Source organism: Actinopolymorpha rutila (genome assembly GCF_013407855.1).
Lineage (GTDB): Bacteria > Actinomycetota > Actinomycetes > Propionibacteriales > Actinopolymorphaceae > Actinopolymorpha > Actinopolymorpha rutila.
The window spans coordinates 742096-767642 of the sequence record NZ_JACBZH010000001.1 but is presented as its reverse complement, the minus strand read 5'-3'; the positions used below and the strand labels follow the sequence as shown (position 1 = coordinate 767642).

Here is a 25547-nt window from a genome sequence, read left to right as displayed (position 1 = left end):
GCGCAGCGTCACTTCGTCGCCGGTATTCGGGATCAGCGGGCTCAAGTGGGTGCACTCTGTCGGATCCGGCCGTTACGATGCCCGGACGTTCGCGTCGCCGCCCAGGGCCGGTGCCGGCGCGGATCGAGGCCGCTGATCGACGCCCGAGGTGGCGCTGATCGACAGGAGTAGGTTCCGATGACCGAAGCAGCGACCGGCGTGACCGCGACCGACGTGCGCGAGGTGCCCCGAAACGCCGCCGAGCTGGAGGCAAGCCTCGCGCGCCACCGGACGGAGCTGACCGGCTACTGCTACCGGATGCTCGGCTCGGGGTTCGAGGCCGAGGACGCCGTGCAGGAGACGCTGGTCCGGGCGTGGCGCGCGTTCGATCGCTTCGAGGGCCGGGCGGCCTTCCGGTCCTGGCTCTACCGCATCGCCACCAACGTCTGCCTCGACCTGCTGAACGGCCGCAACCGCCGGGCCCGGCCGATGGACCTTCAGGCCGCCTCCACCGCGTCCGCACCGCTTCCGGGTGCGCTGCCCGAGGTGACCTGGCTGGAGCCGATCCCCGACGGGCGAGTGGTGCCCGAGGACGCCGACCCCGCCGAGGTGGCCGCCCGCCGGGAGACGGTCCGGCTCGCGTTCGTGTCCGCGTTGCAGCACCTGCCTCCTCGCCAGCGAGCCGTGCTGATCCTGCGCGAGGTGCTGCAATGGCATGCGAACGAGGTCGCCGAACTGCTCGGCACCACGGTCGCGTCCGTCAACAGCGCCCTCCAGCGCGCCCGCGCCACGTTGGCGGCCGCCAACGTCACCGAGTCCGACGTCTACGCGCCGCTGAGCGAGGAGCAACGCGACCTGCTCAAGCGGTATGTCGACGCGTTCGAGCGGTACGACCTGGAGTCCCTCACCACGCTGCTGCGCGAGGACGCCACGCTGTCGATGCCGCCGTACGACCTGTGGCTGCGGGGACACGCGGAGATCCAGGCGTGGATGCTCGGCACGGGCTGCGGCTGCCGGGGCTCGCGGCTCCTGCCGACCGTCGCCAACGGCTCGCCCGCCTTCGGTCAGTACCGCCCGGCCGCCGGCGGTGGCCACGAGCCGTGGGCGCTGCAGGTCATCGAGATCTCAGGGGGCCGGATCGTCGGGCTGAACAACTTCCTCGACACCGACCGGTGGTTCCCGCTGTTCGGACTGCCGCCCCGCCTCGATCCCTGACCCGTCCTCACACCGTTGGGTGGGAGCGCCTGCCGGCAACGTCGGCACCACGTCGGCCAGCCCGACCAGCTCGATCAGTTGTCGTAACCCGCGGCCGGCGTGCCGCAGCCACAGGCGGCAGCCGAGCCGGCGCGCCGTCAACTGCAGCCGCGCCAACGCCTCCACCGCGACCGCGTCCGATTCGGTGAGCCCGGCGACGTCGCAGATGACGCGCCCACCGGGTCGCTCACCCACCATCTCCGCGAAACGCGCGCACAGGTCCGGAATCTCCGAGCGCTCGATCGGCCCCTCCAGGAAGATGAACAGCGCACCGTCCGAATCCGCGTCCGGTGCCGCCTGCCTGTCCTCGCCGGTTCGCCCTCGTGTTCCCCACCGGTCATTCACGATCACTTCGACCCGCGAACCGTGCACAACTCATCGGTCACCGAGCCCGGATCCGCACCGCTCCGCCCGGCTGTTCGGCCCCGCTGATCCGCGGCGCCCGCTGCGCCTCCCCCGCCTCGTCACGCCTCCCCGCCTCGCTGCTCCCCCGGCCTCGCCACGCCTCCCCGCCTCGCTGCTCCTCCTCCCGCCTCGCCACCTCCCCTCGCTGCTCCGCCCGGCCTGCTCCGAAGTTCGTCCGCACGTACCGATGAGTTCGCCGGGGCGCGGTCGTCAAAGCCCGTGGAGATCCCCGCGTGACCGGAGCACCCGGCACGGGCGGCAGAAGACGAACCTGGAGACGACAGTGAGCGCGACAGCGAACAACCCAGCGAGCACGACAGCGAGCAACCCCACGCCCTCCGCGGTACGAGCCGGCCACCGACCTGGCCGCCGGATGAACGTCACGCTGTGGGTGGTTCAGGCACTCACAGCCGCCTTCTTCCTGGTGAGCGCGGCACCGAAGCTCGTCGCCCACCCGTCCGCGACGGTCGTCTTCGACAAGATCGGCTTCGGTGACTGGTTCATGTACCTCGTCGGCATCCTCGAACTCGCCGGCGCGATCGCCCTCCTCGTCCCGCTGCTCGCCGGTCTGGCCGGGCTCGCGTTCATCGGCCTGATGGTGGGCGCGTTCATCACCCAGCTCACTGTCATGGACGGCAAGAACGCCGCCACTCCGGTGATCGTCGCGGTGGTCGTCGGCTTCGTCGCCTGGGGCCGCCGAGGTCGCACCACCGAACTCTTCGGTCGCCTGCGCCGCCGCTGAGCCAGGGAGTTCACCGGCGGCGGCGCCGCAGAGCCGGGCCGCTGAGCCGGCTCGCCGGTTCGGTGCGAAGCTCAGTCCCGGCGCAGGGGCAGGCCGGCGAACGGGAACATCTTCTCGGTGTCCAGGAACGCGTTGATCGCGGTCACCGCACCATCGGCGATCTCGATCACCTGGAGCGCGAACGCGACGTGCCCACCGGCGGGGTCGCGACGGTACTGACCGAACGCTGGTGACCCGTTGACCCCGACCGGGACCAGCAGGGAACCCGCGCACCCGATGCCGGGGCCGCTCATCCAGGTGGCGATCTCCGCCGGACCGTGCACCCACAGGGCGTACGGCGGCATGGACAGGGTGGCGTCCTCGTGCAGCAGGGCCACCAGCGCGTCCATGTCGTAGCGTTCGAACGCGTCGACGTAACGGGCCAGCAGCTTCTGCAGCTCCTCGTCGTCCATCCGCACCGTCTGCACAGAGTCGGCGGAGGTCACGTCGCTCGCCTCCAGCGTGGCCCGGGCACGCTGCAGGGCGCTGTTGACCGAGGCCACGCTGGTGCCGAGGAGCTCCGCGACCTCACTCGCCCGCCAGCGCAGCACCTCCCGCAGGATCAGCACGGCGCGCTGGCGAGGAGGCAGATGCTGCAACGCGGCCACGAACGCCAGCCGGATCGACTCGCGGGCCACGGCCACCTCGGCCGGGTCGCCCGAGGCCGGCAGCACCTGCCCGTCAAGCACGGGTTGCACCCACACAGCGTCCGGGAGCGGCTCGCCGAGAGCGAAGTTGTCCGCCGTCTGCGCCGGCCCGAGATCCATCGGCCGGGCCCGTCGCTTCCGGCCCTCGAGCGCGTCGAGACTCACGTTGGTCGCGATGCGGTAGAGCCACGAGCGCAGCGAGGCCCGCCCGTCGTACCGGTCGTAGTAGCGCCAGGCCCGCAGCATGGTCTCCTGCACGGCGTCCTCAGCCTCGAACGCCGAGCCGAGCATGCGGTAGCAGTAGCCGGTCAGCTCGACCCGGTGCCGGTCGAGCAGTGCGCCCAGCTCACCGCGCTGGTCACTCGTCGCCACGGAACTGGTCATCCGGGATGCTCCCCTCACGTCACCGACCTCAGGTCCGACCTCAGGTCCGACCTCACGTCACCGGCCTGTCGTCGACCTCACGTCGTCGGTGGGGAAACCGTAGGCGACCCCACCGACAAGCCTGTCTGCGTCGGGTCGCGAACCGCGGCCCAGGCAGCCGCCAGCGCGTCCTCGGGGCGGCCCGCGCAGTCGATCTCCACGGCCTGCGGCCACGGCGCGTACGTACGTTCCATTCGCCGCGCCACCTCCACCGTCGCCTCGGACAGGTCACGCACCCGCGCACGGATCCGCCGCTCACCGATGTCGGCCGGCGCCACACACCGGACCTCCGTCAGCGTGCTGGAGGTGTCCCTGGCGAGCCGTCTCGCCGCGTCGCGTTCGGCGGCGTCCTTCCAGGTGGCGTCGAGAACGACCGAATCGCCCCGAGCGAGCAGCCGACGTGCGCGGGTGAGCAGTTCCCGGTACGCGGCGTGCACCCGCGCCGGCGTGTACCGCCCACGTCCGTAGCCGCTCTCCCCCCGGACACCACCACTCTCCCCGCGTGGAGCGGGCAGCCGCGGGCTCGGCTGCTCAGGGTGGATCTCGCCGCGGCCCTCCCGGCGGATCTCGCGGCGGATCTGGTCGGTACGCAGTACGACGGCACCAAGCCGGTCCGCGAGCGCGCCGGCGACGGTCGACTTGCCGGTACCCGGCAGGCCGCCCACCAGCACCAGCCGCACCTCCCCCGCCCGTAGGTGGTCGAGGGCCAGGGCGGCCAACTGCCGTGCCGTCGCCTGAGCCGGCGCCATCCCCTGCCGGTACCGCAGGCAGGCCACCTTCGCCCGGACGAACGCCCGGTACGCCACGTAGTGGTGGACCAGGGACGCCACCGGCAGCCCACCGGTGAACTCGCCGTACCAGCCGAGGAAGCTCTCGGCCAGGTCGGGCGCGCCCAGGCGTTCCAGGTCCATCGCGAGGAAGGCCGCGTCGTCGACCCCGTCCACGTACCGCAAAGAGTCGTCGAACTCCAGGCAGTCCAGCACCCGCGGCCCGTCCGGCAGGCAGAACACGTCGTCGGCCAGCAGGTCACCATGCCCGTCGACGACGAGCCCCGCGCGCGCCCGCGAGTCCAGCAGCGCACCCCGCCCGCCGACGTACCGTTGGACGAGCCGGTCGATCTCGGCCACCGTCGCGGGATCCAGTACCCCGCCCACGAACGGTTCGGTCCCGGCCAGGTTGTCCCGCCACCGGCGCAGCAGCGCGGCGGGCCGGCCGGCGGCCGCCACCTTCGCGTCACGCGGAGCGCGGGCGTGGAAGGCGGCCAGCAGCCGGGCGAGTTCCCGCAGGTCCCGGCGTACGTCCACGCCTGCCTCGACCAGCGTCGACAACCGGCGCGCGGACGGCATGCGGCGCATGACGAGCACCCAGTCCCGGGTGTCGCCCGCGTCGTCGACGACGTGCCGAACGCCGAGGTAGACGTCCGGCGCGAGCCGCCGGTTGAGCTCCAGCTCCCGGCGGCACGCCTCCTCCCGGGCCCGCACCGTGGTGAAGTCGAGGAATCCGAGGTCGACCGGTTTCTTCACCTTGTAAGCCCGGTCGCCGACGAACACCACCACCGCGGAATGGCTCTCGGCCAGCGCGGCGGAGGAGAAGTCGGCGGTACCTTCGCCGTCCACTGCTCCGCCCAGGATCTCGCTCAGGTCTTTGCGGCCGAGACGACCTCGACGAAGTGACTCACCTGGTCCTCGCTCAGATGGCGGCCGAGGTCCACCTCGCTGATCATGCCGACCAGCCGATGGTTCTCGATCACCGGCAACCGGCGGATCCGGTGTTCCTCCATCAACCGGAGGACGCTCTCGATGTCGTCGTCGGCGCTCACCGTGAACGTCGATCCCTGCGCCAGCTCACCTGCCGTCATCAGCGCGGGGTCGCCGCCGGCCGCCACGCACTTCACCACGATGTCCCGGTCGGTGATGATTCCGTGCAGCCGGTCGTCGTCACCGCAGATCGGCAGCGCGCCCACGTTCTGCTGGCGCATCCGGCGGGCGGCGTTCTGCAGGTTCTCATGTTCGCCGACACATTCCACTCCGGCGTGCATGATTTCCCGTGCGGTCGTCATCTCGAACCTCCTTGTTCGTACAGCTTGTTCGTACAGCTTGTTCGTACGGCTCCTTCTTCGTTCCGCCGTCATTCCGCGCTGATCAGGCCGTAGTGGCCGTCGTAACGCCAGTACATGACCCGGCCACGCCCACTCCCGGGGTCCAGGTAGAAGACGAACGGCTCACCACCCGCATCCAGCCGTTCCCGTGCGGCCGCCTCACTCAGGGTCGGCGGCTCCGCGCCCGGCGGCTCCATGTCCACCCCTCCCCGCACCCCGCCCCGTACGGTCACGGAGTCCCGTCCGGTCTCCCGGTCCGTGTACAGGTAGAAGTCGTGGTCGAGGACGTCCATCTCGTACACCGCCTCCTCCGCCGTCAGCGGCACCAGCGCGAACGTCTTCCGGCGTACGACGGTCCGTTCCTCGACCGGGCGCGGGAAGTGCGGCTCCTGGCGACGGGGCTGGTCTCCGTGCCGCCACTCGTGCTCGGACGTCTCGCCGGTCCAGCGGTGACGGGTACGTTCCCGGTCCCGTAGCCGTACCAGCCGGCGGCGCAACCGGTCCTTCATCAGGTCGGCGGCCTCGAGGGCGTCGTGTCCGCTGACCACCGCCCGTACGGGTACGCCGTCGACGTCCAGGCCCACCTCGATCCGAACCGGCTGGTCCTGCGCAGGGTTCTGGGAGACGACGACCACGACATGCGCGTACAGAGCACGCGCACGGGTGGCCTCCAGGACACTCTCGACCTTGCGGACGGCGTACGCGGCGGCCTCCTCGGGCACCTCGCCCCGGACGGTCAGCTCGACCGGCGTACCCTCCACAGCTCCCGGTGCCGCCGTCGACCTGTGTGCTGATCTGGCCATCGGTCCCCCTCAGGCTCGCGTCCGATCCGGCCTGCCCCGGCACTCCCCGCGACGCACCCCGGCACTCCCCCGCGACGCACCGGCCCCTCGTCTTCGGCCCCCACCAGCACGCTCGCCGCTCTGCACGTCACAGGCCAGGGACGAAGGTCACCCAGGATCAACCGCCCCAACCCGGCGGGCTCGGCACGGGCTCGCGACCGCATGTCAGCGGCTGGCCGACGGACTTTCGCCACTGTGATTTCCCGCCGCACGGGCATTGGATCGAACTCGATCCCCGGTCATGACCCGCGCCACGGTGGGTATGACCCGTTGACTCGGTGGTCGTCCCGAGTTGCGCCCCGAGGGTGCGTCCCGAGTCGCGTCCCGAGGTTGAGGAGGCTGACGATGCTCTTCCGGAACCGGAAGGAGGCCGGCCGACAGCTCGCCGCCCGGCTGATGCCGCACAAAGGGCCCGACGTGGTGGTTCTCGGGCTCCCTCGGGGTGGCGTACCGGTCGCGTTCGAGGTCGCCCGGGCACTCGACGCGCCACTCGACGTCCTCGTCGTCCGCAAGCTGGGCGTGCCGTTCCAGCCGGAGCTCGCGATGGGGGCGATCGGTGAGGGCGGCGTGCGGTTCGTGGACGAGGCGCTGGTACAGACGTCCGGCGTTCGACCGGAGGAGTTGCGGGCCGTCGAGGAACGCGAACGGGCCGAGCTCACCAGGCGCGCGCAGGCGTTCCGCGGCAAACGCCCACAGACCCGGCTGGCCGGTCGTACGGTCATCGTCGTCGACGACGGGATCGCCACCGGGTCGACCGCCTGGGTCGCGTGTCAGGTGGCCCGCCAGCTCGGCGCGGCCCGCACGATCCTGGCCTCTCCGGTTGCCTCGCCCCGCGCGGTCGAACACCTCGCGAAGGCCGCCGACGAGGTGGTCTGCCTGGACACCCCGGAGGCGTTCTTCGCCATCGGGGAGTTCTACGCCGACTTCCGGCAGACGCCCGACAGCGAGGTCGTCGCGCTACTGCACGAGGCACAGGACGCGGCCCACTCGGCCCACTCGGCCCACTCGGCCCACTCGGCCCACTCGGCCCACTCGGAAAAGTCAGGCGCACGGTCAAGCACAAGGTCGGGCACGAGGTCGGGCACGAGGTCGGGCACGAGGTCGGGCACGAGGGCAGGAGCACGCCTCGACGACGACCCGCCGGTCGTGGACGAGGAGGTCACCATCCCGGCTGGTACGCAGCGCCTCGCCGGTCACCTCACGCTGCCGGAGAACGCGACCGGGCTGGTGGTGTTCGCGCACGGCAGCGGCAGCAGCCGGCACAGTCCGCGCAACCGGTACGTCGCCTCCGCGCTGAACGACGCCGGCCTGGGCACCCTGCTGTTCGACCTGCTTTCTTCCGCGGAAGAAAGCGATCGCGCCAACGTCTTCGACATCCCCCTGCTCTCCACCCGGCTGCTGGAAGCGACGGCCTGGCTGCGCGAACAACCGGCGACACATGACCTGCCGATCGGCTACTTCGGCGCCAGCACCGGAGCGGCGGCGGCCCTGTCCGCAGCGGCCGAGTCGACGGCACTCGAGTCGGCGGCGGGCGAACCTCCGGCCGACATCACCGCGGTCGTCTCCCGTGGTGGCCGGCCCGACCTCGCCGCTTCCGATCTCGAACTCGTCGAGGCGCCGACACTGCTGATCGTCGGCGGCCACGACCCGGTCGTCGTCGACCTCAACCTCGATGCGGCCCGGCACCTGCACTGCGAGAAGTCCGTACACGTCGTACCAGGCGCCACCCATCTGTTCGAGGAACCCGGCACCCTCGAGGCGGTCGCGGCCGAGGCGACCCGCTGGTTCACCAGCCACCTGCGCGCCAAGGCATCCCACTGACGATCCCACGTCGACTGCCCAACCCTGACTCAGGCGGGCGGGAGTTCCAGTGCCACCCGCGCACCGCCGGCCGGCGACCGCCCGACCAGCAGGCGCCCACCCGCCTCCTCGGCGTCGCGGCGGACCACATCGAGCCCCAGCCCGGTGGAACCAACCCCGCTGCGCCCGCGCCGGGTCAGGGCCAGGTCGGCGATTCCGCGGCCGGCGTCCTCGACAGCGACGACGAACGGGCCCCCGCGCCGCCTGGCCACCGACAACACGAACGAAGCCCCGTCGGAGGTGTGGGCGAACACGTTGTCGATCAGGGCGGCTCCCCCTCGGCCCGGGAACCTCCTCACCCCAGAGCGCCTGCTGTGCACAGATCGCTTCCCCAGACCGGCGCCGGCTCCCAGGCGCTCGCGTACGGGCGCCGACTTCGGCGCAAGGACGGACCGACGCAGATTCTTCCGCGGAAGAATCCGGAAGGGCCGGTAGCTGCTTCTCCTGTACTCGTCTCCCGGGGCTCCTGGCCGCAACTGCCGGGACCGGCGGCGCTCTGCGATCCGGCGCGAACGCGCCTCGCCGATCAGGCCCGTATCCCGGAACCAGTGGCCTTGTCCGTGGCCAGGTCTAGCATCGAACACATGAGCGATTGCAATGCCTCCGCGGCGACCTTCACCGCTGTGACAGACGCGCCCGTGTCGGCGTCCACGCCCGTGGCACGGATCCCCCGTCCCGCAGCACCAGACGAGACCTGTACCGGAGGGAGACAGTCTCCGCCGACATCCACCTCCGCGACGAGTTCGGTGACGACGGGCGCCAGTACGGCCGGCCGAGGTGCGCCCAGGTCGCTGGAGGGCCTGGAGGCCGAGATCTGCGACCTCGCATCCAGGATCGCCATCGCCACGCACGAGTGGCTGCGGCTGATCGTCGCCTTCGACCGCCGCGAGGGCTGGCGCACGTCCGGGTGCAGGTCCACCGCACAGTGGCTGTCCTGGCGTTGCGGGATGAGTCTGTCCGCCGCGTACGAACACCTCCGTGTCGGGCGGGCACTCGAAGGCCTCCCGAAGATCGCCGCGGAGTTCGCCGCCGGTCGGCTGTCTTACTCCAAGGTGCGCGCCCTCACCCGGATCGCCGGCGCCGACCACCGTCCGTCCCACGCAGACCGGGACACGACCCGTGACGAGACCACTCAGCCGAGCCCTCGATCCGGTCGATCCGACAACCCGAACGCCCGGGCGGAGGAACCCACGAAAGCTCAGGAACCCCCGGGCGCAGAAGCGCACGCCGACGCTCAGGAACGCTCCGGCACCGTGGAAGGCGGGGCCCGAGAGGGCGCAAGCCACATGGGCGCTGAGTGGTACGAAGACGCGGACACTGCAGGGGCCGAGGCTGATGCGAACGGCGAGGCGTACGCCGACAGTCATGCCGACGCCGGTGATACTGATGCCGACGCCGGTGATGCTGGCGCCGAGGGTGATACGGACGCCGAGGACGAGTTGCTCAACCTCGCACGAAGTGCCACCGCTGCTCAGCTCGACCGGATCGCTCGCGGCTGTTCGGCGGCACGCTCCAAGGAACAGAACCACCGGCGAGCGATGCGGCGCGGGGTCACATGGTTCTACGACGAGGACGGTTCACTGGTCATTCGCGGACGGCTGGCCCCGGACGAAGGTGCGACGGTCGTCGCGGCGCTCGAAGCCGCGCTCGACACGCTGCTCGCCAGGAAGTCCGCGCCACCCCCGACAACCAAACCACCCGCCTCACCTGCCTCACCCGCTCCGCCCGCCTCACCCACTGCATCCGGACCCACTGCCGGGGCCACCGAGCCCAGCGGCACCACCGACTCCGCCAAGCCCACCGGCATCACCGGCACCGCCGAGCCCACCGGCGTCACCGACATGCCCGACTCCGCGAGCCGCGACGACACCACCGCCTCAGCCGAGGCCTGTTACCCGTCCGCGCCGGACGGTCCGCGGTCGGACGGTCCGCGGTCGGATTCTTCCGCGGAGGAATCCCGGTCAGGTCAGACTGCAGCGAGTGCCGTACCACCGAGCGACACCCCGCCGGCCGTCCCACACCGCCACCGCGGAGCCCTGGCAGCCGACGCGCTCGTCCTGATGGCGGAGACACTGCTGGCCAACACGCCGGCGTTCCTCAACTCCGCCGACAAGTACCGCGTCATCGTCCACCTGAACCCCGCTGCGGGGCCAGGGATGTTCACCCCCGCCGCCGCCATCCCTTCCGCCGACGAGGGGACTCCGCGCCCCGCTCCACACCAGGCTGCCCACCTCGATGACGGCATTCCTCTCGCTCCGGAGACCGCGGACAGGCTTGCCTGCGAAGCGACGGTGACGAACCTCCACATCGGCGGCGACGGCCAGGTCCACGGCCTCGGCGACCCCACAAGGTTCCCGCGGGCCGCGACCGCACGAGCGGTCAGGATCCGCGCACACCACGCCTGCCAGGCGCCCGGATGCACGACCCGGCACGGACTCCAGATCCACCACGTACGCCACTGGTGTCACGGCGGCGAGACCAGCCTGGCCAACCTCGTTCTGATCTGCCGGTTCCACCACTGGCTCGTCCACGAAGGTGGGCACACGTTCGCGGCCCGCCCGGGCGCAACGTTCGGCTTCTACCGACCCGACGGCACCGAGGTTCCGGCAACACCCTCACTGCCGGGCATCACCGGTGCACCCGCCGACAGGCCCGTGGACGCGCACTTCCGCGGGAGCGGCGACGCACACAACCCCAGCGGAACCGGCAACTCATACGACCCAAGCGGGAGCGGCAACTCACACGATCCCAGCGGAACCATCTCCGACCGGAATCTCGCCCGGTCCGTACTCGATCGCTGGGTCGACCTCCGGCGAGCACTCGGTGAGGACGTGCTCACTCCTCCGTGGTGGTCCGGCGACCCGTTGGACCTCGACTACGCCGTCAGCGTGATCCTCGACGCCCAGGCTGCGCTGAACTGACCCGGACACCCGACACCGACAGGCGACACGCGGACACCCGACACGGACAGGCGACATTCGGACAGGCGACGCGGACCGCCGACGCGGATGGTGAGTGGACAACTGACGTGGGATGCGACGTCCGCGCCCTCAAGCGGCACGGGTGCCGGTCACTCGTAGACCTCGAGTTCGACGATGCGGGAGTACGTCGCGTCGTTCGAAGCGATGATGAAGATGCGCACCGCGGTCGTGGACACCGGATCGAACGTCGAGCTGACCACGCCGGTGGTGTTTCCGCGCACGCTGGCGACCGTACGCCAGTCACCGCTGCCGCCATTGGCGCCGGCGTCCCACACCTGCACGTCCCAGTCGCGCAGGCCGTACCGGGTCGCGGGGTAGCGAGTGGAGTTCAGCGTGCGCATGTCGACGCGGCTCACCTGGTGCGGTTGGGCGAACGTGACGGCCAACCAGTCAGGGAAGACCCGCGATGTACCGTCGTTCCACCCGGTGGTGGTCTGCCAGTGGTCGGAGTTGCTGTCCCCGTCGATCGCGCCGCAGGCCTTGAAGTTCGGGTGGGTGGACGACGCGCTCACCGTCGACGAGATGGCGAGGTTCGCTCCCGGCCCGCTCGGCGCTGCCTTCACCACGACGGGTACCGAGATCTGGGATCCGCGGCCGGTCCGGCCCGCCTTGACGATGATCTGGGCGTCGGAGTCGGTGCTGCCCAACGGAGCAGACACCTGTACGGGCGTGTGCAGCGTGTACCCGGCCGGCAGGTAGCTGGAGATCACGTCGGGCGAGGCCTTGAGCGGAGCGTCGGGCGTGAGCAGGACGTCGGCGTACGTCGGTTGCGAGGCGTCGTTGCGTACGGCGACGTCGACCATCCGCGCACCACAGGGCACGGCCAGGATCTGCAACGTGTTCGGCGTCGCTGTCAAGGTGAGGTTGTCAGCACCCGGCGGTGCGGTGTTCCGGACTGACGCCGAGGCCGGCGCGGTCGCCGACCCGACCAACGCGAGCACTCCGGTGGCGCACGCCGCGACGAGCGCCACCGGGTAACGAATCCGCCGCCGTCGCCGCGACCCGAGCGGTGTTCCAGATCCCTTGCCCTCGGTCACTTCGAGCTCACCTCCCACTCGGCCCGGGCAGTTCCGGGCCGGATCTACTTGTCCGGTGGGTACTGCAGGGGCTCCGGCGGCGGAATGCTCTCGGAGTAGCGACGCGCACCCAGCGTCGGGTTGTCGGCGACCGGCTGCAGACCCGGATGACCGTCCTCGGTGACGAAGCTCGCTCTGGTCTGCACGGGCGCACCGGGCTGCCGAATGTAGGGAACAACCCGATAGTCCGACCGCAGTTCCTGTTGTGTCAGGTCGAACCGCACGTACCCACGCAGCGCGCTGTAGAACTTAATGTGCTGGTTGGCCAGGAACGGTTCGGCGTACTCGTCGCGGTCGGCGCCGTCCATGCCCGAAGTGATCGACGTACCCACGAACTCCGTCGCCACCGTGGCGGAGGCCGGATCGTCGAAGTCCGTCTTCACCTCCGCGGCCATCGCGCGGTGGAAGTCACCGGAAAGGACCACCGGATTGGGGACGTGGCGTTCGGTCAGCCCGCCGACCACCCGGTCACGGGCGGGCTTGTACCCGTCCCACAGGTCCATGCTGAACGCCTGATCCGGGGTGGTGGTGAAGTCGCACTGTGACAGCATGATCTGCTGCGCGATCACGTTCCAGCGCGCCTGCGAGGCGCCGAGACCGTCCAGCAACCACTTCTCCTGATCGTCGCCGAGCAGCGTCCGCGACGGGTCGAGGCGTTGGGCGCAGTTGATCTGCAAGCCGTCGCCGCAGGCCTGGTCGGAGCGATACTGCCGGGTGTCGAGCACGCTGAACTCTGCCAGCCGGCCGAACGTCAACCGTCGGTACAACGCCGCGTCCGGCCCGACCGGCTCCTGCGGCAGCCGCAACGGCATGTGTTCCCAGTAAGCACGGTAGGCGTTCGCACGACGTACGAGAAAGTCGGCCGGCGGCAGGCTCGGGTGGTATTCGTCGGCGTAGTTGTTGACCACCTCGTGGTCGTCCCACGTCGCGATCCAGGGAAACGCCGCGTGCGCGGCCTGCAGGTCCGGGTCCAGTTTGTAGAGCGCGTACCGATCCCGGTAGTCGCTGAGCAGCGTGGTGACCCGGTTGTACTTGTCAGGCAGCGAGGGATAGCCCGGACGGCCGCCGTTGGTCTGGACGCTGTACTCGTAGATGTAGTCGCCCAGGTGGAAGACGACGTCCAGATCCTCCTCGGCCAGATGCTTGTACGCGGTGTAGTAGCCGTCGAACCACGCCGCGCAGGAGACCGTCGCGAACCGCAGCCTGCCGAGGTCAGCGGCCGGGTCCGGAGCCGTCCGGGTTCGACCGACCGGGGAGATCTGCGGCCCGGTGCGGAACCGATAGAAGTACTCCCGGTCAGGCTGCAGGCCGTCCACGTCGACGTGCACCGAGTGGACGTACTCGGGCTGCGCGAGCACCGCTCCGCCCCGGACGACCTTCCTGAACGCCTCGTCCTCGGCGACCTGCCACTCGACCGCGTACCTCGTCGGCTGCATTCCGCCGAAGGAGTCCATCGGATCGGGCGCGAGCCGGGTCCAGATCACCACGGAGTTCGGCAGCGGGTCACCGGAGGCGACCCCGAGGGTGAACGGATCGGACCGGAACGACGGCGCCGCGGTGGTGTGCGTCGCCGTACGGTCGACCATGCTGAACGCGAGCCCGAACGCACTGATTCCACTCAGTCGGACGAACTCGCGGCGATTCCAGAGCGCGCGTTCTTCGCGTTCCCAGTGACGTCGTAGGTCTACCAACGCCAGCCCCCTGACATGACCAAACTGCAACCAGACAACAAGACGACAACTCGTTCAGCCGCACGGGTACAGCAACACGTGTCAATGACAGGTCATCGCTGCCAGAGACGGGTCTTCACTGCCAGCGAGGTCTTCACTGACACAGATAGAACCGAAACCGGTTCTCAGCAATTCACCGGTCCCAGATTTTACCGAGCCGATACCATCCTCGAAGCGTTGCGGAAAGCGCACTACCCACGACGGGGCAACGGAAAACGAACAACGATCGACAAGCTGTGGAAGGTGCGGGGCCGTAAACCGGTGAGCCTGTTCGCCGAACCCACTCGGCGAATCTGTTCGGGCGTACCTACTCGGCGAACCGGTCGACCGTCCGCGGGGACCGACGGTCAGCCCGGGCGAACTGGCGGAGCTTGGCGAAGAAGTCCTCGAAGAGGAAGCGGGAGTCGATCGTCTCGTAGACCCGGATCGGACGGTGCGTCCTGTCCAGGTCGTAGCTGCCGTTGGCGCGGAAGGTCGGCGCGGGGCGTTCGACGATGCGGCCGCAGTTCTCGTTCAGCAGGACGCCGATCGCCGGTGAGTCGCCCAGGGCGCGGTACTCCATCGGCCCGCGTGCGTGGGCGGCGTTCCACTCGACCAACTGGCGTACGAGGTACTCACCGAGCTCGCCGCACGGGGCCACCTTCTCGTCCAGCTCGGCGTAGCTCACGGCGGTCATCACGTACGTCGACCGGGGGATCTGCCATACCGGCAGGGCGGAGGCGAAGACGACGTTGGCCGCGACGATGTCGTTGGCCAGGTTGAACTCCGGCCGGTTGGCGGCGGGCTCGGGCCCGTAGGAGGGCCCGCCGATCCAGACCACCGTGACGTCGCGTTCGGCGATCCGCGGCTCGGCCAGCAGCGCGGCCGCCATGTCGGTCAGCGGCCCGAAGAACGCGACGTACAACGGCCCCTCGTCCTCCCGCATCGCCTCCTCGACGATCAGCTCCGCGCCCGGCGACAGGATCGGCGTCAGCTCGTCCGGCAGTGCGTACGGCGAGCCGTTCTCGACCCTGACCTTGCCGGTCAGGCCCATCATCTCCAGCAGCAGGTCGACTTCCTCGCGGCTGTCCAGCATGCTGCGCTCGCTGCGGCCGGGCCGCATGCCGAAGTGCGCGGCGACGATGCCCCGGACGTCGAGGCTGGGCGAGAGGAGCCCGTGCACGATCGCGAACTGGTCGTCGGCCTCGTTCTTCGCGTCGGTGTCGATGATGACGCGGCGTTGGGACGGGAGGGTTCGCGTGTGTACGGGAAGCATGAAGGCGAGCCTACGGGCGCCTCCGGGCGTACCTCCAGAGCGGCGACCGGCTCCGGCTACCGCCTCCGGACGACGGCTGCGGGCCTATCGCCTATCGGCTCTGGGAGGAACGGGCGGCGGTCTGGGCGCGGCGCCACACCTGGCGGTACGCCTCCAGACCGTCGGGGCACAGCGGGCCGTCGGGGCCGGCGGTGATGGCGACGCGTTCGGGCACCGTCCCCCACACCGTGATGCCGGACTCCGACCACGACCCGAGCGCCTCCTGGTAGCTGCGGGTGTAGGTGCGGGCCGAACAGACCACCAGACCGGTGGGGGTGTCGGGGGGTACGACCTCGAGCACCGCCTCCACCCGGGACGTCTCGATGCCGCCGACCCGGGATCACCACGACGTGCGCCTTGCCGAGCGCCTTGTTGAGCAGTCGCTCGTGTGCCGGGGGCGTGTCGACGACCACCACGTCGTCGGCGTCGGCGCCGTCCAGGGCCTTGCCGAGCAGGCGCTCGGTGGGCGCCTCCACGACGGAGACCTTCAGCAGTCGCTCGTCGGCGGCGTACTCGATCCACTCGGCCGCGCTGGCCTGCGGGTCGGCGTCCACGAGTGTGACCGAACGCCGGCCGGAGGCCGCGAGCGCGGCGAGGTAGACGGACGTGGTCGTCTTGCCGACCCCGCCCTTCAGTGCGGCTGAAACCACGATCACCTGTCCGACGCTACCTCGCCGAGGGCCCGCGACACGAGACCCGCGCCCGAAGAGCACGTCCCAAGTCAGCCAATCCGGTGCCCGGTGTCCGGTGCCGCGCTCCGGAGACGACCGGTAGCGTCGGCGACCGGAGCTACGGGAGCGCCAGGGCGCGAGCGGCCGGGTACGGCCAGAAGAGCGCGACCAGAGAGCCGGCGACCGGGGAGTGAGGGACGATGCGGGAGACGCGGACCGACGTGCTGGTGGTGGGCGGCGGCCTGGGCGGGGTCGCGGCCGCGCTGACCGCGCTGCGGCTGGGCCGGCGAGTGGTGCTCACCGAGGAGAGCGGCTGGCTGGGCGGGCAGCTGACCAGCCAGGCGGTGCCGCCGGACGAGCACCCGTGGATCGAGAGCCGGTACGCCTCGCCGAGCTACCGCGACCTGCGCCGGCGGATCCGCGACTTCTACCGCCGCAACCTGCCGTTGACGAAGGAGGCGGCCGACGACCCGTTGCTCAACCCGGGCAGGGGTTCGGTGAGCCCGTTGTGCGCCGAACCCGCCGCCGCCGTCACCGCGATCCACGAGGTGCTGGCGCCCTACCTCACAGCCGGGAGGCTGACCGTCCTGCTGCACCACGCGCCGGTGACGGTGCACGGCCGGGGCGACTCGGTGGAGGCGGTGACGTTGCGTGCCTCCGAGGGCGGCGAGGTGACGGTGGCCGCCGCGTACGTCGTGGACGCCACCGAGCTCGGTGATCTCCTCGCGCTCGGCGGGGTCGAGCACGTCGTCGGGGCGGAGGGTCAGGACCAGACCGGTGAGCCGCACGCGCCGGCCACCGCGAACCCGCTCGACCAGCAGGCGATCACCTGGTGCTTCGCCGTCGAGCACCGGCCCGGCGAGGACCACACGGTGGATCCGCCGGCGAGCTACGAGCACTGGCGTACGCACGTCGCGCCGTTCTGGCCGGGTCCGCAGCTGTCCTGGACCGACGTCGCCCCGGAGACGCTCGAACCCCGCCATCGCCCGATCTTCGTCGGCGACTCCGACGCCGACCGGTCCCGCGACTTCTGGCACTACCGCCGGATCGTGGCCCGGACGAACTACCGCCGCGACTCCGGTTGGCACTCCGGCAGAAGTTCGGGTCAGGCGTTGGTGGAGTCGGACGTGACGCTGGTCAACTGGCCGCAGAACGACTACTGGGAGACGCCGCTGCTGGGTGCCGACGACGCCGACCGGGAGCGTGCCCTGCGGGAGAGCCGCGAGCTGTCCCTGTCGCTGCTGCACTGGATGCAGACGAGCGCTCCGCGCGAGGACGGCGGCCAGGGATATCCGGGGCTGCGGCTGCGGCCGGACATCACGGGTACGGCCGACGGGCTGGCGATGCGGCCCTACGTCCGGGAGTCCCGCCGGATCCGCGCGGAGTTCACCGTCACCGAACTGCACGTCGGGGTGGAGGCCGCCGGGCCGGACGGGCCGGCGCAGTTCGACGACTCCGTAGGGCTCGGCAACTACCGGATCGACCTGCACCCGAGCACTGCGGGCCGTACGTACGTCGACATCGACTCCTACCCGTTCCAGATCCCGCTCGGCGCCCTCGTCCCGGTTCGGGTGGACAACCTGCTGCCCGCGAACAAGAACATCGGCTCCACCCACATCACCAACGGCTGTTACCGCCTGCATCCGGTGGAGTGGGCGATCGGCGAGGCGGTCGGCGCCCTGGCGGCGTACTGTCTGGACGGCGGCCGGCGGCCACGTGAGGTGTACGCGGAGCCCGCACGGCGAGGTGACTACCAGCGCCTGCTGGCCGACGGGCTCGGCATCGAGCTGGCCTGGCCCCGCGAGATCCGCACCCTGTCCACCAGCCGGCGCCCTCCGTACCCCCAGCTGGTCGAGTAGGGAACCAGGTCGCCGAACCGGCGGATTCCCACCCGACCCGCGCCAGTAGCTCACCGGAGGTAGGCATGGCCGACCAGGACGACGTACGCCGGATCGCGCTCGCGCTGCCGGACACCTCCGAGGGCGAAGACCACTTCGGGTTCTCCGTACGAAACAAGGGCAAGGACCGCGGCTTCGCCTGGGTGTGGATGGAGCGGGTCCATCCCAAGAAGGCCCGGGTGCCGCAGCCGGAGGTGCTGGCGGTACGGGTGGCGAACGAGGGCGAGAAGCAGGCGCTGCTCGCCTCCGACAGCGAGAAGTTCTTCACCGAGCCGCACTACAACGGATACCCGGCCGTGCTCGTCCGGCTGGCCAACGTACCGGTCGACGAGCTCGAGGAACTGCTCACCGACGCGTGGCGCTGCCAGGCACCGCGTCAACTGGTGAAGGAGTTCGACGTGGCTCGACCCTAGGTCTGTTCAGGGGAAAAGACCCTGAGCGCTTTCACCCGATCGGGGTGAGGCGCAGTGTCCGTCGCGATGTCTTGTGGGGTCTGTGGGGGGCGGCAGACATCATTTCTGGGCCGCCCGGTCTGCCAGGAAGGGAACGCCATGACGGCACAGACACCTGAAGGAACCTTGGGAGCCTTTTCGCACGGGGAACACCCGATCTTCGCGCAACTTGCCCAGATGAACGTCGACACGTTGCCCAACTCCGAACTCGACCCGCGGACCTACCACATCGCCCGACTTGCCGCACTGATCGCGATGGACGCCGCACCCGCGTCGTACCTCGCCAACCTCGCGGTCGCCCGGGAAGCGGGGCTGACGGTACAGGACGCGCAGGGCGTCTGCGTCGCCATCGCACCGATCGTCGGCAGCTCGCGCGTCGTCGACGCCGCGGGCAGCGTGCTGCGTGCGTTCGGCCTGGCAGAGCTCGCGGCGGAGTACGTCGCCGAAGAGGACGTCACCGAGGAAGGCTCCGGAGGAGGCGTCGGCACTACGGGAGGCGCGGCGGCAGGTACGACCGCAGGCGGAGTGGCAGGTGGCGCGGCAGGCGCCGCGACTGCGATACCGGGGCAGCGCCGCGAGGAGGAGGGACGTCGCGAGGAAGGCCGGCTCGGTGAGGAACGGATCGAGGAAGGCCGCCTCGAGGAGAGCAGGATCGAACAGGGCGGGCCGGAACGAGGTCCCGAAAGCCGTGGCCCCGAAGGACGCGGGCCTGAAGGCCGTGGCCCTGAAGGACGTGGCACTGAAGGACGCGGGCCGGCCGGCTTCGCGGAAACCACGACCGAGGAGCGGTTCGTCGAGGGCTCCGGTGCGGGTGGTGGTGCCGCGACGTACGAAGAGTCCACGGAGGAACGCTTCGTCGGCGGCACCGGCGGCGAGCAGGGTGCGTCGGGCGTCACCGGCGCCCGCGAGGCCGCTGAGGGGCGTGTCGAGGAAGGCACCCGCCAGGGTGCCGAAGGCGTTCGGGAAACAGCGGGGGGAACCGGCCAGGGCCAGCAGGGGCTCGGCGAACAGGCGCAGGGCGCCAAGGAGCAGGCGCAGGGCGCCAAGGAGAAGTTGACAGAAGAAGGCGAGAAGGACGAGACCATCGAGGAGAAGCTGCGCGGAAAGGTCAGCGGCTGGATGAAGCGCGACCAGTAAGGCCGAGGCAGCCAGAAGGCAGAGGAGCCAGACGGCCAACGCTCGACAGATCCGTCCGGCAGACCCGTCGCCTGTCGGCTGCCCATCACCGGCGCCGCGTCAAGATTCACTTGACACGGCGCCCGGTCGCTTACTGCCGGCGGGCCTGCCGGTTCTGTCAGGTGACCTGGTCTCGTTGTCGGGTGAGCTGATGTCGTCGTCGGGTGAGCTGGTGTCGTCGTCGGGCGAACAGGTGCCGTCGTCAGGTCAGCAGGTTTCGCTGCCGCTCCAGGAAGGACCGCTCGGCCTGGTTGCCGCTGCGCGCGATGGCCGCGTCGTACGCGCGTACGGCCTCCTCGTCCCGGCCGAGCCGGCGCAGCAGGTCGGCCCGGATGGCGTGGAAGAGGTAGTAGCCGCCCAGGTCCAGCTCGTCGACCAGCGCGAGCGCCGCCGCAGCGCCCTCCACCTCGGCGACGGCGACCGCACGGTTGAGCGCCGCGACCGGGTTCGGGCCGAGCGCCAGCAACTGGTCGTACAGCGCGACGATCTGCGCCCAGTCCGTCGCGGCGGCGGTGGGCGCGTCGCTGTGCACGGCGTTGATCGCCGCCTGGATCTGGTACGGCCCCGGTCGCCCGCGCCGAAGACACCGTCGTACGAGCGTCTGGCCCTCCGCGACCAGCGCCCGGTCCCACAGTGAGCGGTCCTGCTCGGCCAGCCTGATCAGGTCACCGTCCGCGCTGGTGCGCGCCGGCAGGCGCGACTCGACCAGCAACATCAACGCCAGCAGGCCGAGCGCCTCCGGTTCGTCCGGCATGAGTTCGGCGAGGACGCGGCCCAGCCGGATCGCCTCCGCGCACAGCTCCGCCCGGACGAGTCGCTCGCCGCCGCTCGCGGCGTACCCCTCGTTGAAGATCAGGTAGATGACGGCCAGCACCGCCCGTACCCGGTCGGGGATGTCGGCCTCGCTCGGCACGCGGTACGGGATCCGGGCGTCGCGGATCTTGCCCTTCGCCCGCACCAGTCGCTGCGCCATGGTGGGTTCGGGCACCAGGAACGCCCGGGCGATCTCGGCGGTGGTGAGGCCGCCCAGCAACCGCAGGGTGAGTGCCACCCGGGCGGCGGGGGCGAGCGCCGGGTGGCAGCAGGTGAAGATCAGGCGCAGCCGGTCGTCGCGCACGGCGCCCTCCTCCAGCGGTTCGTCGGCCGCGTGCAGCAGGGCGGCCTGGGCATGCCGGTCCGCGCGGGACGACTCCCGCCGTAGCCGGTCGATCGCACGGTTGCGGGCGGTGGTGATGATCCAGCCCGCGGGGCTGGGCGGGAGCCCGGCGTCCGGCCAGCGCTCCACCGCGGCGACGAACGCGTCCTGGACCGTCTCCTCGGCGAGTTCGATGTCGCCGAGGACGCGCACCAGCACCGCGACCGCGCGGCCGTACTCCGCGCGGAACACGCGTTCGATCTCCGCCGTGGTGATCGCCGGCACGAGCGAGCCCGGACGAGGGCTAGAGGTGGTCGGCGGGGTCGCCCTGGAACGGTCGTACCTCGATCGGCAGCCGGGTGGCCCGGGCCAGCCTGCGGCCCCATTCCAGGGCCTCGTCCAGGTCCTCCGCGGCGATGATCGACAGGCCGCCCACGTGCTCCTTGCCCTCGACGTACGGGCCGTCGGTGGTGAGCAGTTCGCCGTCGTCGTACCGCACCACGGTGGCCGTGGTCGGCTCGTGCAGCCCGCCGGCGAAGACCCAGGCGCCCGCTTCGCGGAGTTCGTCGTTGAACTTCGCGACGTCGGCCATGATCGGCTCGATGATCTCGGGCGCGGGCGGCCCACCGTCGGGCTGCTGGATGCTGAGCAGGTAGTGCTTCGTCACGGTGTCCTCCGGAGCTTCTGGTCGGTCTCGCCGGCTGGGACTTCGAACGGGTCCAGGTCAGTCTCGGCGCCGGTCACCTTCCACACGAACGCGACCCGCCCGGATCGACATTCTCGTCCGGACGATTTCCAGGGGCGTCCGTACGCCTCGTCGCTCGGCCGCGGGAGATCGATGTCCGACCTGACTGGTACGTTCCCCCACATGTCGCGGCTGACCGTGGACCCGTCAGGCACTCACCTGCGTCTCGGCGAGGCGTTCTTTCCGCTGATCATGGACACGGCGTGGAGCAGCTTCGCCGACCCGAGCGCGGAGGAGTGGCGCAGCTACCTCGCCACGCGTCGCCGGCAGGGTTTCACCTGCGTGGCCGTGTCGGTGCTGCCGATCCTGCACGACCGGGACGAGCGGGCCGGTTCACGCGAGCCGTTCGCGCTCGACGCGGAGGGGCACCCCGACTTCGACCGGCCCGACGAGGGATTCTTCGCCCAGGCGCGGGAGTTCACCCGGATCGCGCACGAGGAATACGACCTGCGGCTGCTGCTCGTCGTGCTGTGGAACAACTACGTTCCCGGCACCTGGGCGGCGGCCCGCACGCCGTACGCCGTGATGGCCGACAAGCAGCGGCGTGCGTACGTCGAACGCGTGGCCCGCACCTTCGGCGACCTGGAGCCGGTCTTCGCCGTCGGAGGTGACGACAACTACCGAGTCCCGGAGGCGAACGCGGCCTATCGCGAGGCGGCCGCCCAGCTGCGTGACGCCGCGCCGAGCTGCCTGCTCACCACGCACTCGGCACCGCATGCCGACCTGCCGGACGACCTCGCCGACGCGCTGGACTTCTTCTGCCACCAGTCCGGTCACGACGCACGCAACGTCGACCTGACGTGGCAGCAGGCCGCGGGCTACCTCGCCCGTACCCCCCGCAAGCCGCTGCTCGCGGCCGAACCTGCGTACGAACAACACGGCAGGGTCAACGGCCACGGCCGGTGGAGCCGCGACGACGTACGCCGGGCGAGCTGGACGAGCGTGCTGGCCGGCGCGGCCGCGGGGATCGGGTACGGCGCGCACGGCATGTGGATGTGGCACTCCCCGAGCGCGCGGTTCACCTCCGGCGGCGCCTCGCTGGAGCCGTACCCGTGGCCGGCCGCGCTCGGCTTCCCCGGTGCGCTGGACATCTCGCTGATGGCCCGGCTGTTCGTCGACCATCGGCTGTACCGGCTCGCGCCCGCGCAGGAGTTGCTGGGCGCGGGCGAGGGCGACGGCGATCCCGGGGCGGGTGAAGTGCTCCGGTTGGGTGCCAGCCCGGACCGGGACCTTCTCGTGCTCTACCTGCCGTACAGCCGGGACGCGGAGGTGCTCTTCGACCTGCGCCACCATCGCCTGACGGGCTGGGACCTCGCCGAACGCGCCCCGCTCACCGTCGACCCGGTCTTCGAGGGCGGCCGGACGCGACTGCGGCAACTGCCGACCCTGTCCGACCAACTCGTGGTCGCCGAGCGGACCGCCTGACATGCCCGTCTCGTTCCGGCCCGGGCAGGTGGCCGTCCGCCGGTGTCTGCATCCCGACGGCCGGCTGGCGACCGTGCAGTGCGCACGAGTCGTCGCCGACGACGAGCGCGGGCTGGCGATCTGGGTCGGTGCGGGCTCGACCTGCATGCGCCGGGTCGACCTGCGGGGCGAACCCACCAGGCACCTGCCGTACGCCGAGGAACTCGCGATGCCGACCATGCTCGCGCCCATCCCGCACGAACGCTTCGGCACGCTCATCCTCACCCCGGCCGGCGCCGGGTACTCGGTGGCGTGGTCCTTCGACACACCCGGCGAACTTCTCGGGTGGTACGTCAACCTCGAGTCGCCCGTGCTGCGGTGGAACGGCGGCATCGACGTGTTCGACTTCGCCCTGGACGTGCTGGTCCGGCCCGACCGCCGTTGGGAGTGGAAGGACGAGGACGACTTCGCCGACCAGACCGGCCATCCGCTGTTCTGGACCCCGGCGGAGGCGGCGGTGATCCGGGCCCGCGCGGAGGCGGTCACACGGTTGATCGGCCTGGGCGAGTTCCCGTTCGACGGCACGTGGTGCGACTACCTACCCGAGCCGGGGTGGGGCCCGACGCCGCTGCCGGCCTGGTGGGACCTTCCTACCCTGGCGCCGCCGCGCGCCGAGATGACCGGGGTCGGCCTGGAACAGATCCCGCGCTCGAGGTAGGTACGGTGGCCGGATGCCCGACAGCTCCATTCGGCTCCAGCCGGCCACGCCGGACGTCGCGGAGGCGGTGCTCGACGCGCTCGTTCGCAGCCGCGAGCACATGCGGCCCTGGGATCCGGACCGCCCCGCCGACTTCTTCACCGCCCGTGCGCAGGCAGAGCGCCTCGCCAACCCCGACGTTCGCCGCTGGCACCTGGTCGACGGCGACGTGATAGCCGGCGAGTTCACGTTGTCGATGATCGCGCTCGGCGCGTTCCGCAGCGCGAACCTCGGGTACTGGATCGACGTCGGCTACACCCGCCGCGGCCTGGCCAACCGCGGCGTGGAGCAGGTTTGCCAGGCCGCGCGGGACGAGGTGGGCCTGCACCGCGTCGAGGCGTCCACCATCGTCGAGAACGTCGCGTCCCAGGGAGTGCTGCGCAAGAGCGGGTTCGAGCAGATCGGCACCGCTCCGCGCTACCTGTACGTCGCCGGCGAGTGGCAGGACTGCCACCTGTTCCAGCGGATCCTGCACGACAAGCCGCCGCCGCTGCCCTGAGCCGACGGGTAGGTGGTGTGCCCTGGCTTGCCTGCGCACGTGCGGGCCTGCCTGCCCATGCATGTGCGGGCCCGCCTACGCGTATCCGGGCGTACGGAATGCGGATGCCCGGCGTGGAGTTGCCGATGGCGTACGAACTCATTCGATGGGACCGACCGTGCCCGGTGAGGAGCCCGACCATGACGGCTGTTCTGCCCGAGGACCTGAAGAAGCTCGTCGACGAGGAGAAGGTGTTCGCGACCGTGGCGACACTGCTGCCCGACGGACAGCCGCACCTCACCGTCGTCTGGGTGAAGCGCGAAGGAGACGACCTGCTCTTCTCCACCACCGAGAGCCGGGTCCAGGGCAGGAACCTCGCCCGCGACCCGCGGATCAGCGTGCTGATCAGCCCGCCGGGCAAGCCCTACACGTACGCGGAGATCCGCGGCACGGCGACCATCATGCCCGACCCCGAGCGGCAACTCCCCGACGAACTCTCGCTGAAGTACGTGGGAAGCAAGTACGGCGAGCGGAACCCCGACTCGGTGCAGGAGACCGACCGGATCATCGTGCGGGTCACCCCGGAGAAGCTCACCCACTGGCCGAAGCCCGCCTGAGCGTCGTGGCGGTGATCCACACACGCGGCTGAGTCCTTGCTCGCTCGGTAGCATGTCGATCATGGACCGCGCCGCGTTCACGGGAAGCAATCTCGGGCTGGAACGCGGGTCCGTGCGACTGGCGCCCAGCGACGCGACGTGGGCGGCAACCTTCGACAACCTCGCGAGAGAACTCCAGGCGGCACTCGCCGGCCTGGCCGTAGCGGTCGAGCATGTCGGTTCCACAGCGGTTCCTGGCCTTCCCGCCAAGCCCATTCTGGATGTCGCGCTCGGAGTCCGCGTCGGTGTGGATCGCGACGCGTTGACGAATGTCCTGTGCTCACATGGGTTCCTCTACCGCGGTGAGGTGCCGGAGGAGGACGGGCTGAACCTCATGTTCGGACTGGAGCTCACCCCTCGGCAGCGCGTGGTGAACCTCCACGTCGTCACCCACGACAGCGTCCGCTGGCGGGAGTACGTGCTGCTGCGCGACCGGTTGCGGTCCGACCCGAAGGCGCGGGACGCGTACGCGGACCTGAAGAGCGACCTCGCACGGCGCTTCCCCAACGACCGGCACGCCTACATCGCCGGCAAGGGCGCGTTCGTCGCAACCATCCTGGCCGACCTGCACATGGAGCGGCCGTCAAGTGCGTCCTGACATACCGGACTCCGTGGTCGACCGCCTGTCCGGAGAGGATGGAAGCAGGGTCCTCGACGTCAGGAGCAGTCCACTGGCCGGTGGCACCGGCGCGGCCACCGCCGATCTCACCCGTCTGACCGTTCGCCTGAGCACGCCGAGCGGTCGCCTCGCCCAGCGAGACGTCGTACGCAAGACTCTTCGGCCGTTGCGAGGCGGTCCTCATCG

At 70.6% G+C, this 25547-nt stretch carries 25 protein-coding genes and 1 pseudogene; 12 read left to right on the top strand and 14 right to left on the bottom strand.

Translation table 11 applies throughout. The features are described 5' to 3' along the window. The first annotated feature begins 177 nt into the window (after nucleotides 1–177). Nucleotides 178–1194, top strand: a complete 1017-nt coding sequence (locus F4554_RS03310) for a sigma-70 family RNA polymerase sigma factor (RefSeq protein ID WP_179786000.1) — start codon at nucleotides 178–180, stop codon at nucleotides 1192–1194. Here F4554_RS03310 and F4554_RS03305 read toward each other — a convergent pair. Both F4554_RS03305 and F4554_RS03300 read right to left on the bottom strand, forming a co-directional pair. Further along, nucleotides 1105–1584, bottom strand: a complete 480-nt coding sequence (locus F4554_RS03305; protein WP_202889126.1) for an STAS domain-containing protein — start codon at nucleotides 1582–1584, stop codon at nucleotides 1105–1107. The genes F4554_RS03310 and F4554_RS03305 overlap by 90 nt on opposite strands. A 31-nt stretch (nucleotides 1585–1615) precedes the next feature. Beyond that, entirely contained in the window at nucleotides 1616–1819 is a 204-nt protein-coding gene (locus F4554_RS03300) for a hypothetical protein (RefSeq protein WP_179785999.1), read from the bottom strand. Between the two features lie 102 nt (nucleotides 1820–1921). On the opposite strand from F4554_RS03300, the gene F4554_RS03295 reads away from it, so the two are divergent. Beyond that, nucleotides 1922–2380 (top strand): DoxX family protein, encoded by a 459-nt coding sequence (locus tag F4554_RS03295; protein ID WP_202889125.1) that lies wholly within the window; start codon nucleotides 1922–1924, stop codon nucleotides 2378–2380. A gap of 71 nt (nucleotides 2381–2451) precedes the next feature. Here the strand turns inward: F4554_RS03295 and F4554_RS03290 are convergent, their stop codons facing one another. The 4 genes from F4554_RS03290 to F4554_RS03275 all read right to left on the bottom strand — a co-directional run bounded on the left by F4554_RS03290 (nucleotide 2452) and on the right by F4554_RS03275 (nucleotide 6390). After that, the gene (locus F4554_RS03290; RefSeq protein WP_179785997.1) at nucleotides 2452–3450 is read right to left on the bottom strand and encodes a sigma-70 family RNA polymerase sigma factor; all 999 of its coding nucleotides are present in this window, start codon (nucleotides 3448–3450) and stop codon (nucleotides 2452–2454) included. Nucleotides 3451–3527: 77 nt separating this feature from the next. Continuing rightward, complete coding sequence (locus F4554_RS33445; protein ID WP_202889124.1) at nucleotides 3528–5105, bottom strand: AAA family ATPase; 1578 nt, start codon at nucleotides 5103–5105, stop codon at nucleotides 3528–3530. Nucleotides 5106–5125: 20 nt separating this feature from the next. Continuing rightward, nucleotides 5126–5548, bottom strand: a complete 423-nt coding sequence (locus tag F4554_RS03280) for a CBS domain-containing protein (protein WP_179785996.1) — start codon at nucleotides 5546–5548, stop codon at nucleotides 5126–5128. A 68-nt stretch (nucleotides 5549–5616) separates the two neighbouring features. Beyond that, nucleotides 5617–6390, bottom strand: coding sequence for a sigma 54 modulation/S30EA ribosomal C-terminal domain-containing protein (locus F4554_RS03275; RefSeq protein ID WP_179785995.1), 774 nt, complete (start codon nucleotides 6388–6390; stop codon nucleotides 5617–5619). A gap of 384 nt (nucleotides 6391–6774) precedes the next feature. Between F4554_RS03275 and F4554_RS31845 the strand changes: the two genes are divergently transcribed. Further along, nucleotides 6775–8250 carry a phosphoribosyltransferase gene (locus tag F4554_RS31845; protein ID WP_179785994.1) on the top strand — a complete coding sequence of 492 codons (1476 nt, stop codon included), beginning with the start codon at nucleotides 6775–6777 and terminating at the stop codon, nucleotides 8248–8250. A gap of 29 nt (nucleotides 8251–8279) precedes the next feature. Here the strand turns inward: F4554_RS31845 and F4554_RS03265 are convergent, their stop codons facing one another. Next, complete coding sequence (locus tag F4554_RS03265; protein WP_179785993.1) at nucleotides 8280–8588, bottom strand: ATP-binding protein; 309 nt, start codon at nucleotides 8586–8588, stop codon at nucleotides 8280–8282. Between the two features lie 447 nt (nucleotides 8589–9035). Here F4554_RS03265 and F4554_RS31395 point away from each other — a divergent pair, with 447 nt between their 5' ends. Beyond that, complete coding sequence (locus tag F4554_RS31395) at nucleotides 9036–11210, top strand: HNH endonuclease signature motif containing protein (protein WP_202889123.1); 2175 nt, start codon at nucleotides 9036–9038, stop codon at nucleotides 11208–11210. 149 nt (nucleotides 11211–11359) lie between these two features. Here the strand turns inward: F4554_RS31395 and F4554_RS03255 are convergent, their stop codons facing one another. The 5 genes and pseudogenes from F4554_RS03255 to F4554_RS33435 form a co-directional block, all read right to left on the bottom strand. Further along, entirely contained in the window at nucleotides 11360–12307 is a 948-nt protein-coding gene (locus F4554_RS03255; RefSeq protein ID WP_179785992.1) for a galactose-binding domain-containing protein, read from the bottom strand. Between the two features lie 44 nt (nucleotides 12308–12351). Continuing rightward, nucleotides 12352–13932 carry an alkaline phosphatase D family protein gene (locus F4554_RS03250; RefSeq protein ID WP_179785991.1) on the bottom strand — a complete coding sequence of 527 codons (1581 nt, stop codon included), beginning with the start codon at nucleotides 13930–13932 and terminating at the stop codon, nucleotides 12352–12354. 451 nt (nucleotides 13933–14383) lie between these two features. After that, complete coding sequence (locus F4554_RS03245) at nucleotides 14384–15331, bottom strand: nucleoside hydrolase (RefSeq protein ID WP_179785990.1); 948 nt, start codon at nucleotides 15329–15331, stop codon at nucleotides 14384–14386. A gap of 91 nt (nucleotides 15332–15422) precedes the next feature. Further along, nucleotides 15423–15680, bottom strand: a complete 258-nt coding sequence (locus tag F4554_RS33440; RefSeq protein WP_337796316.1) for a hypothetical protein — start codon at nucleotides 15678–15680, stop codon at nucleotides 15423–15425. Between the two features lie 85 nt (nucleotides 15681–15765). Then, nucleotides 15766–16020, bottom strand: a pseudogene (locus F4554_RS33435) (nucleotide-binding protein); the annotation flags it as partial. A 221-nt stretch (nucleotides 16021–16241) separates the two neighbouring features. Here F4554_RS33435 and F4554_RS03235 point away from each other — a divergent pair. The 3 genes from F4554_RS03235 to F4554_RS03225 all read left to right on the top strand — a co-directional run bounded on the left by F4554_RS03235 (nucleotide 16242) and on the right by F4554_RS03225 (nucleotide 19528). Further along, nucleotides 16242–17900 carry an FAD-dependent oxidoreductase gene (locus F4554_RS03235; protein WP_179785988.1) on the top strand — a complete coding sequence of 553 codons (1659 nt, stop codon included), beginning with the start codon at nucleotides 16242–16244 and terminating at the stop codon, nucleotides 17898–17900. A 65-nt stretch (nucleotides 17901–17965) separates the two neighbouring features. Beyond that, nucleotides 17966–18352, top strand: coding sequence for an MmcQ/YjbR family DNA-binding protein (locus tag F4554_RS03230; RefSeq protein WP_179785987.1), 387 nt, complete (start codon nucleotides 17966–17968; stop codon nucleotides 18350–18352). Nucleotides 18353–18568: 216 nt separating this feature from the next. Beyond that, on the top strand, nucleotides 18569–19528 hold the full coding sequence (locus F4554_RS03225; protein WP_238341205.1) for a carboxymuconolactone decarboxylase family protein: 960 nt from the start codon (nucleotides 18569–18571) through the stop codon (nucleotides 19526–19528). A 241-nt stretch (nucleotides 19529–19769) separates the two neighbouring features. On the opposite strand, the gene F4554_RS03220 is transcribed toward F4554_RS03225, so the two are convergent. Both F4554_RS03220 and F4554_RS03215 read right to left on the bottom strand, forming a co-directional pair. Then, nucleotides 19770–20987 (bottom strand): sigma-70 family RNA polymerase sigma factor, encoded by a 1218-nt coding sequence (locus F4554_RS03220; RefSeq protein ID WP_179785985.1) that lies wholly within the window; start codon nucleotides 20985–20987, stop codon nucleotides 19770–19772. Between the two features lie 19 nt (nucleotides 20988–21006). Beyond that, nucleotides 21007–21369 carry a YciI family protein gene (locus F4554_RS03215; protein ID WP_179785984.1) on the bottom strand — a complete coding sequence of 121 codons (363 nt, stop codon included), beginning with the start codon at nucleotides 21367–21369 and terminating at the stop codon, nucleotides 21007–21009. A 171-nt stretch (nucleotides 21370–21540) separates the two neighbouring features. Between F4554_RS03215 and F4554_RS03210 the strand changes: the two genes are divergently transcribed. From F4554_RS03210 to F4554_RS03190, 5 genes are all read left to right on the top strand, one after another. Continuing rightward, a complete protein-coding gene (locus F4554_RS03210; RefSeq protein ID WP_179785983.1) occupies nucleotides 21541–22872 on the top strand; it encodes an apiosidase-like domain-containing protein in 1332 nt (443 codons plus the stop codon). A 1-nt stretch (nucleotide 22873) separates the two neighbouring features. Then, the gene (locus tag F4554_RS03205) at nucleotides 22874–23569 is read left to right on the top strand and encodes a ribonuclease FAU-1 family protein (protein ID WP_179785982.1); all 696 of its coding nucleotides are present in this window, start codon (nucleotides 22874–22876) and stop codon (nucleotides 23567–23569) included. A 13-nt stretch (nucleotides 23570–23582) separates the two neighbouring features. Next, complete coding sequence (locus F4554_RS03200) at nucleotides 23583–24107, top strand: GNAT family N-acetyltransferase (RefSeq protein WP_179785981.1); 525 nt, start codon at nucleotides 23583–23585, stop codon at nucleotides 24105–24107. Between the two features lie 179 nt (nucleotides 24108–24286). Beyond that, complete coding sequence (locus F4554_RS03195) at nucleotides 24287–24703, top strand: PPOX class F420-dependent oxidoreductase (protein ID WP_179785980.1); 417 nt, start codon at nucleotides 24287–24289, stop codon at nucleotides 24701–24703. 61 nt (nucleotides 24704–24764) lie between these two features. Then, entirely contained in the window at nucleotides 24765–25340 is a 576-nt protein-coding gene (locus tag F4554_RS03190) for a GrpB family protein (protein WP_179785979.1), read from the top strand. Nucleotides 25341–25547: the final 207 nt, after the last annotated feature.

Coding starts and splice junctions, on each gene's coding strand:
- F4554_RS03310 (WP_179786000.1), top strand. CDS start 178: ATGACCGAAGCAGCGACCGGCGTGACCGCGACCGACGTGCGCGAGGTG.
- F4554_RS03290 (WP_179785997.1), bottom strand. CDS start 3,450: ATGACCAGTTCCGTGGCGACGAGTGACCAGCGCGGTGAGCTGGGCGCA.
- F4554_RS03280 (WP_179785996.1), bottom strand. CDS start 5,548: ATGACGACCGCACGGGAAATCATGCACGCCGGAGTGGAATGTGTCGGC.
- F4554_RS03275 (WP_179785995.1), bottom strand. CDS start 6,390: ATGGCCAGATCAGCACACAGGTCGACGGCGGCACCGGGAGCTGTGGAG.
- F4554_RS31845 (WP_179785994.1), top strand. CDS start 6,775: ATGCTCTTCCGGAACCGGAAGGAGGCCGGCCGACAGCTCGCCGCCCGG.
- F4554_RS03250 (WP_179785991.1), bottom strand. CDS start 13,932: ATGGTCGACCGTACGGCGACGCACACCACCGCGGCGCCGTCGTTCCGG.
- F4554_RS03245 (WP_179785990.1), bottom strand. CDS start 15,331: ATGCTTCCCGTACACACGCGAACCCTCCCGTCCCAACGCCGCGTCATC.
- F4554_RS03235 (WP_179785988.1), top strand. CDS start 16,242: ATGCGGGAGACGCGGACCGACGTGCTGGTGGTGGGCGGCGGCCTGGGC.
- F4554_RS03230 (WP_179785987.1), top strand. CDS start 17,966: ATGGCCGACCAGGACGACGTACGCCGGATCGCGCTCGCGCTGCCGGAC.
- F4554_RS03225 (WP_238341205.1), top strand. CDS start 18,569: ATGAACGTCGACACGTTGCCCAACTCCGAACTCGACCCGCGGACCTAC.
- F4554_RS03210 (WP_179785983.1), top strand. CDS start 21,541: ATGTCCGACCTGACTGGTACGTTCCCCCACATGTCGCGGCTGACCGTG.
- F4554_RS03205 (WP_179785982.1), top strand. CDS start 22,874: ATGCCCGTCTCGTTCCGGCCCGGGCAGGTGGCCGTCCGCCGGTGTCTG.
- F4554_RS03200 (WP_179785981.1), top strand. CDS start 23,583: ATGCCCGACAGCTCCATTCGGCTCCAGCCGGCCACGCCGGACGTCGCG.
- F4554_RS03195 (WP_179785980.1), top strand. CDS start 24,287: ATGACGGCTGTTCTGCCCGAGGACCTGAAGAAGCTCGTCGACGAGGAG.
- F4554_RS03190 (WP_179785979.1), top strand. CDS start 24,765: ATGGACCGCGCCGCGTTCACGGGAAGCAATCTCGGGCTGGAACGCGGG.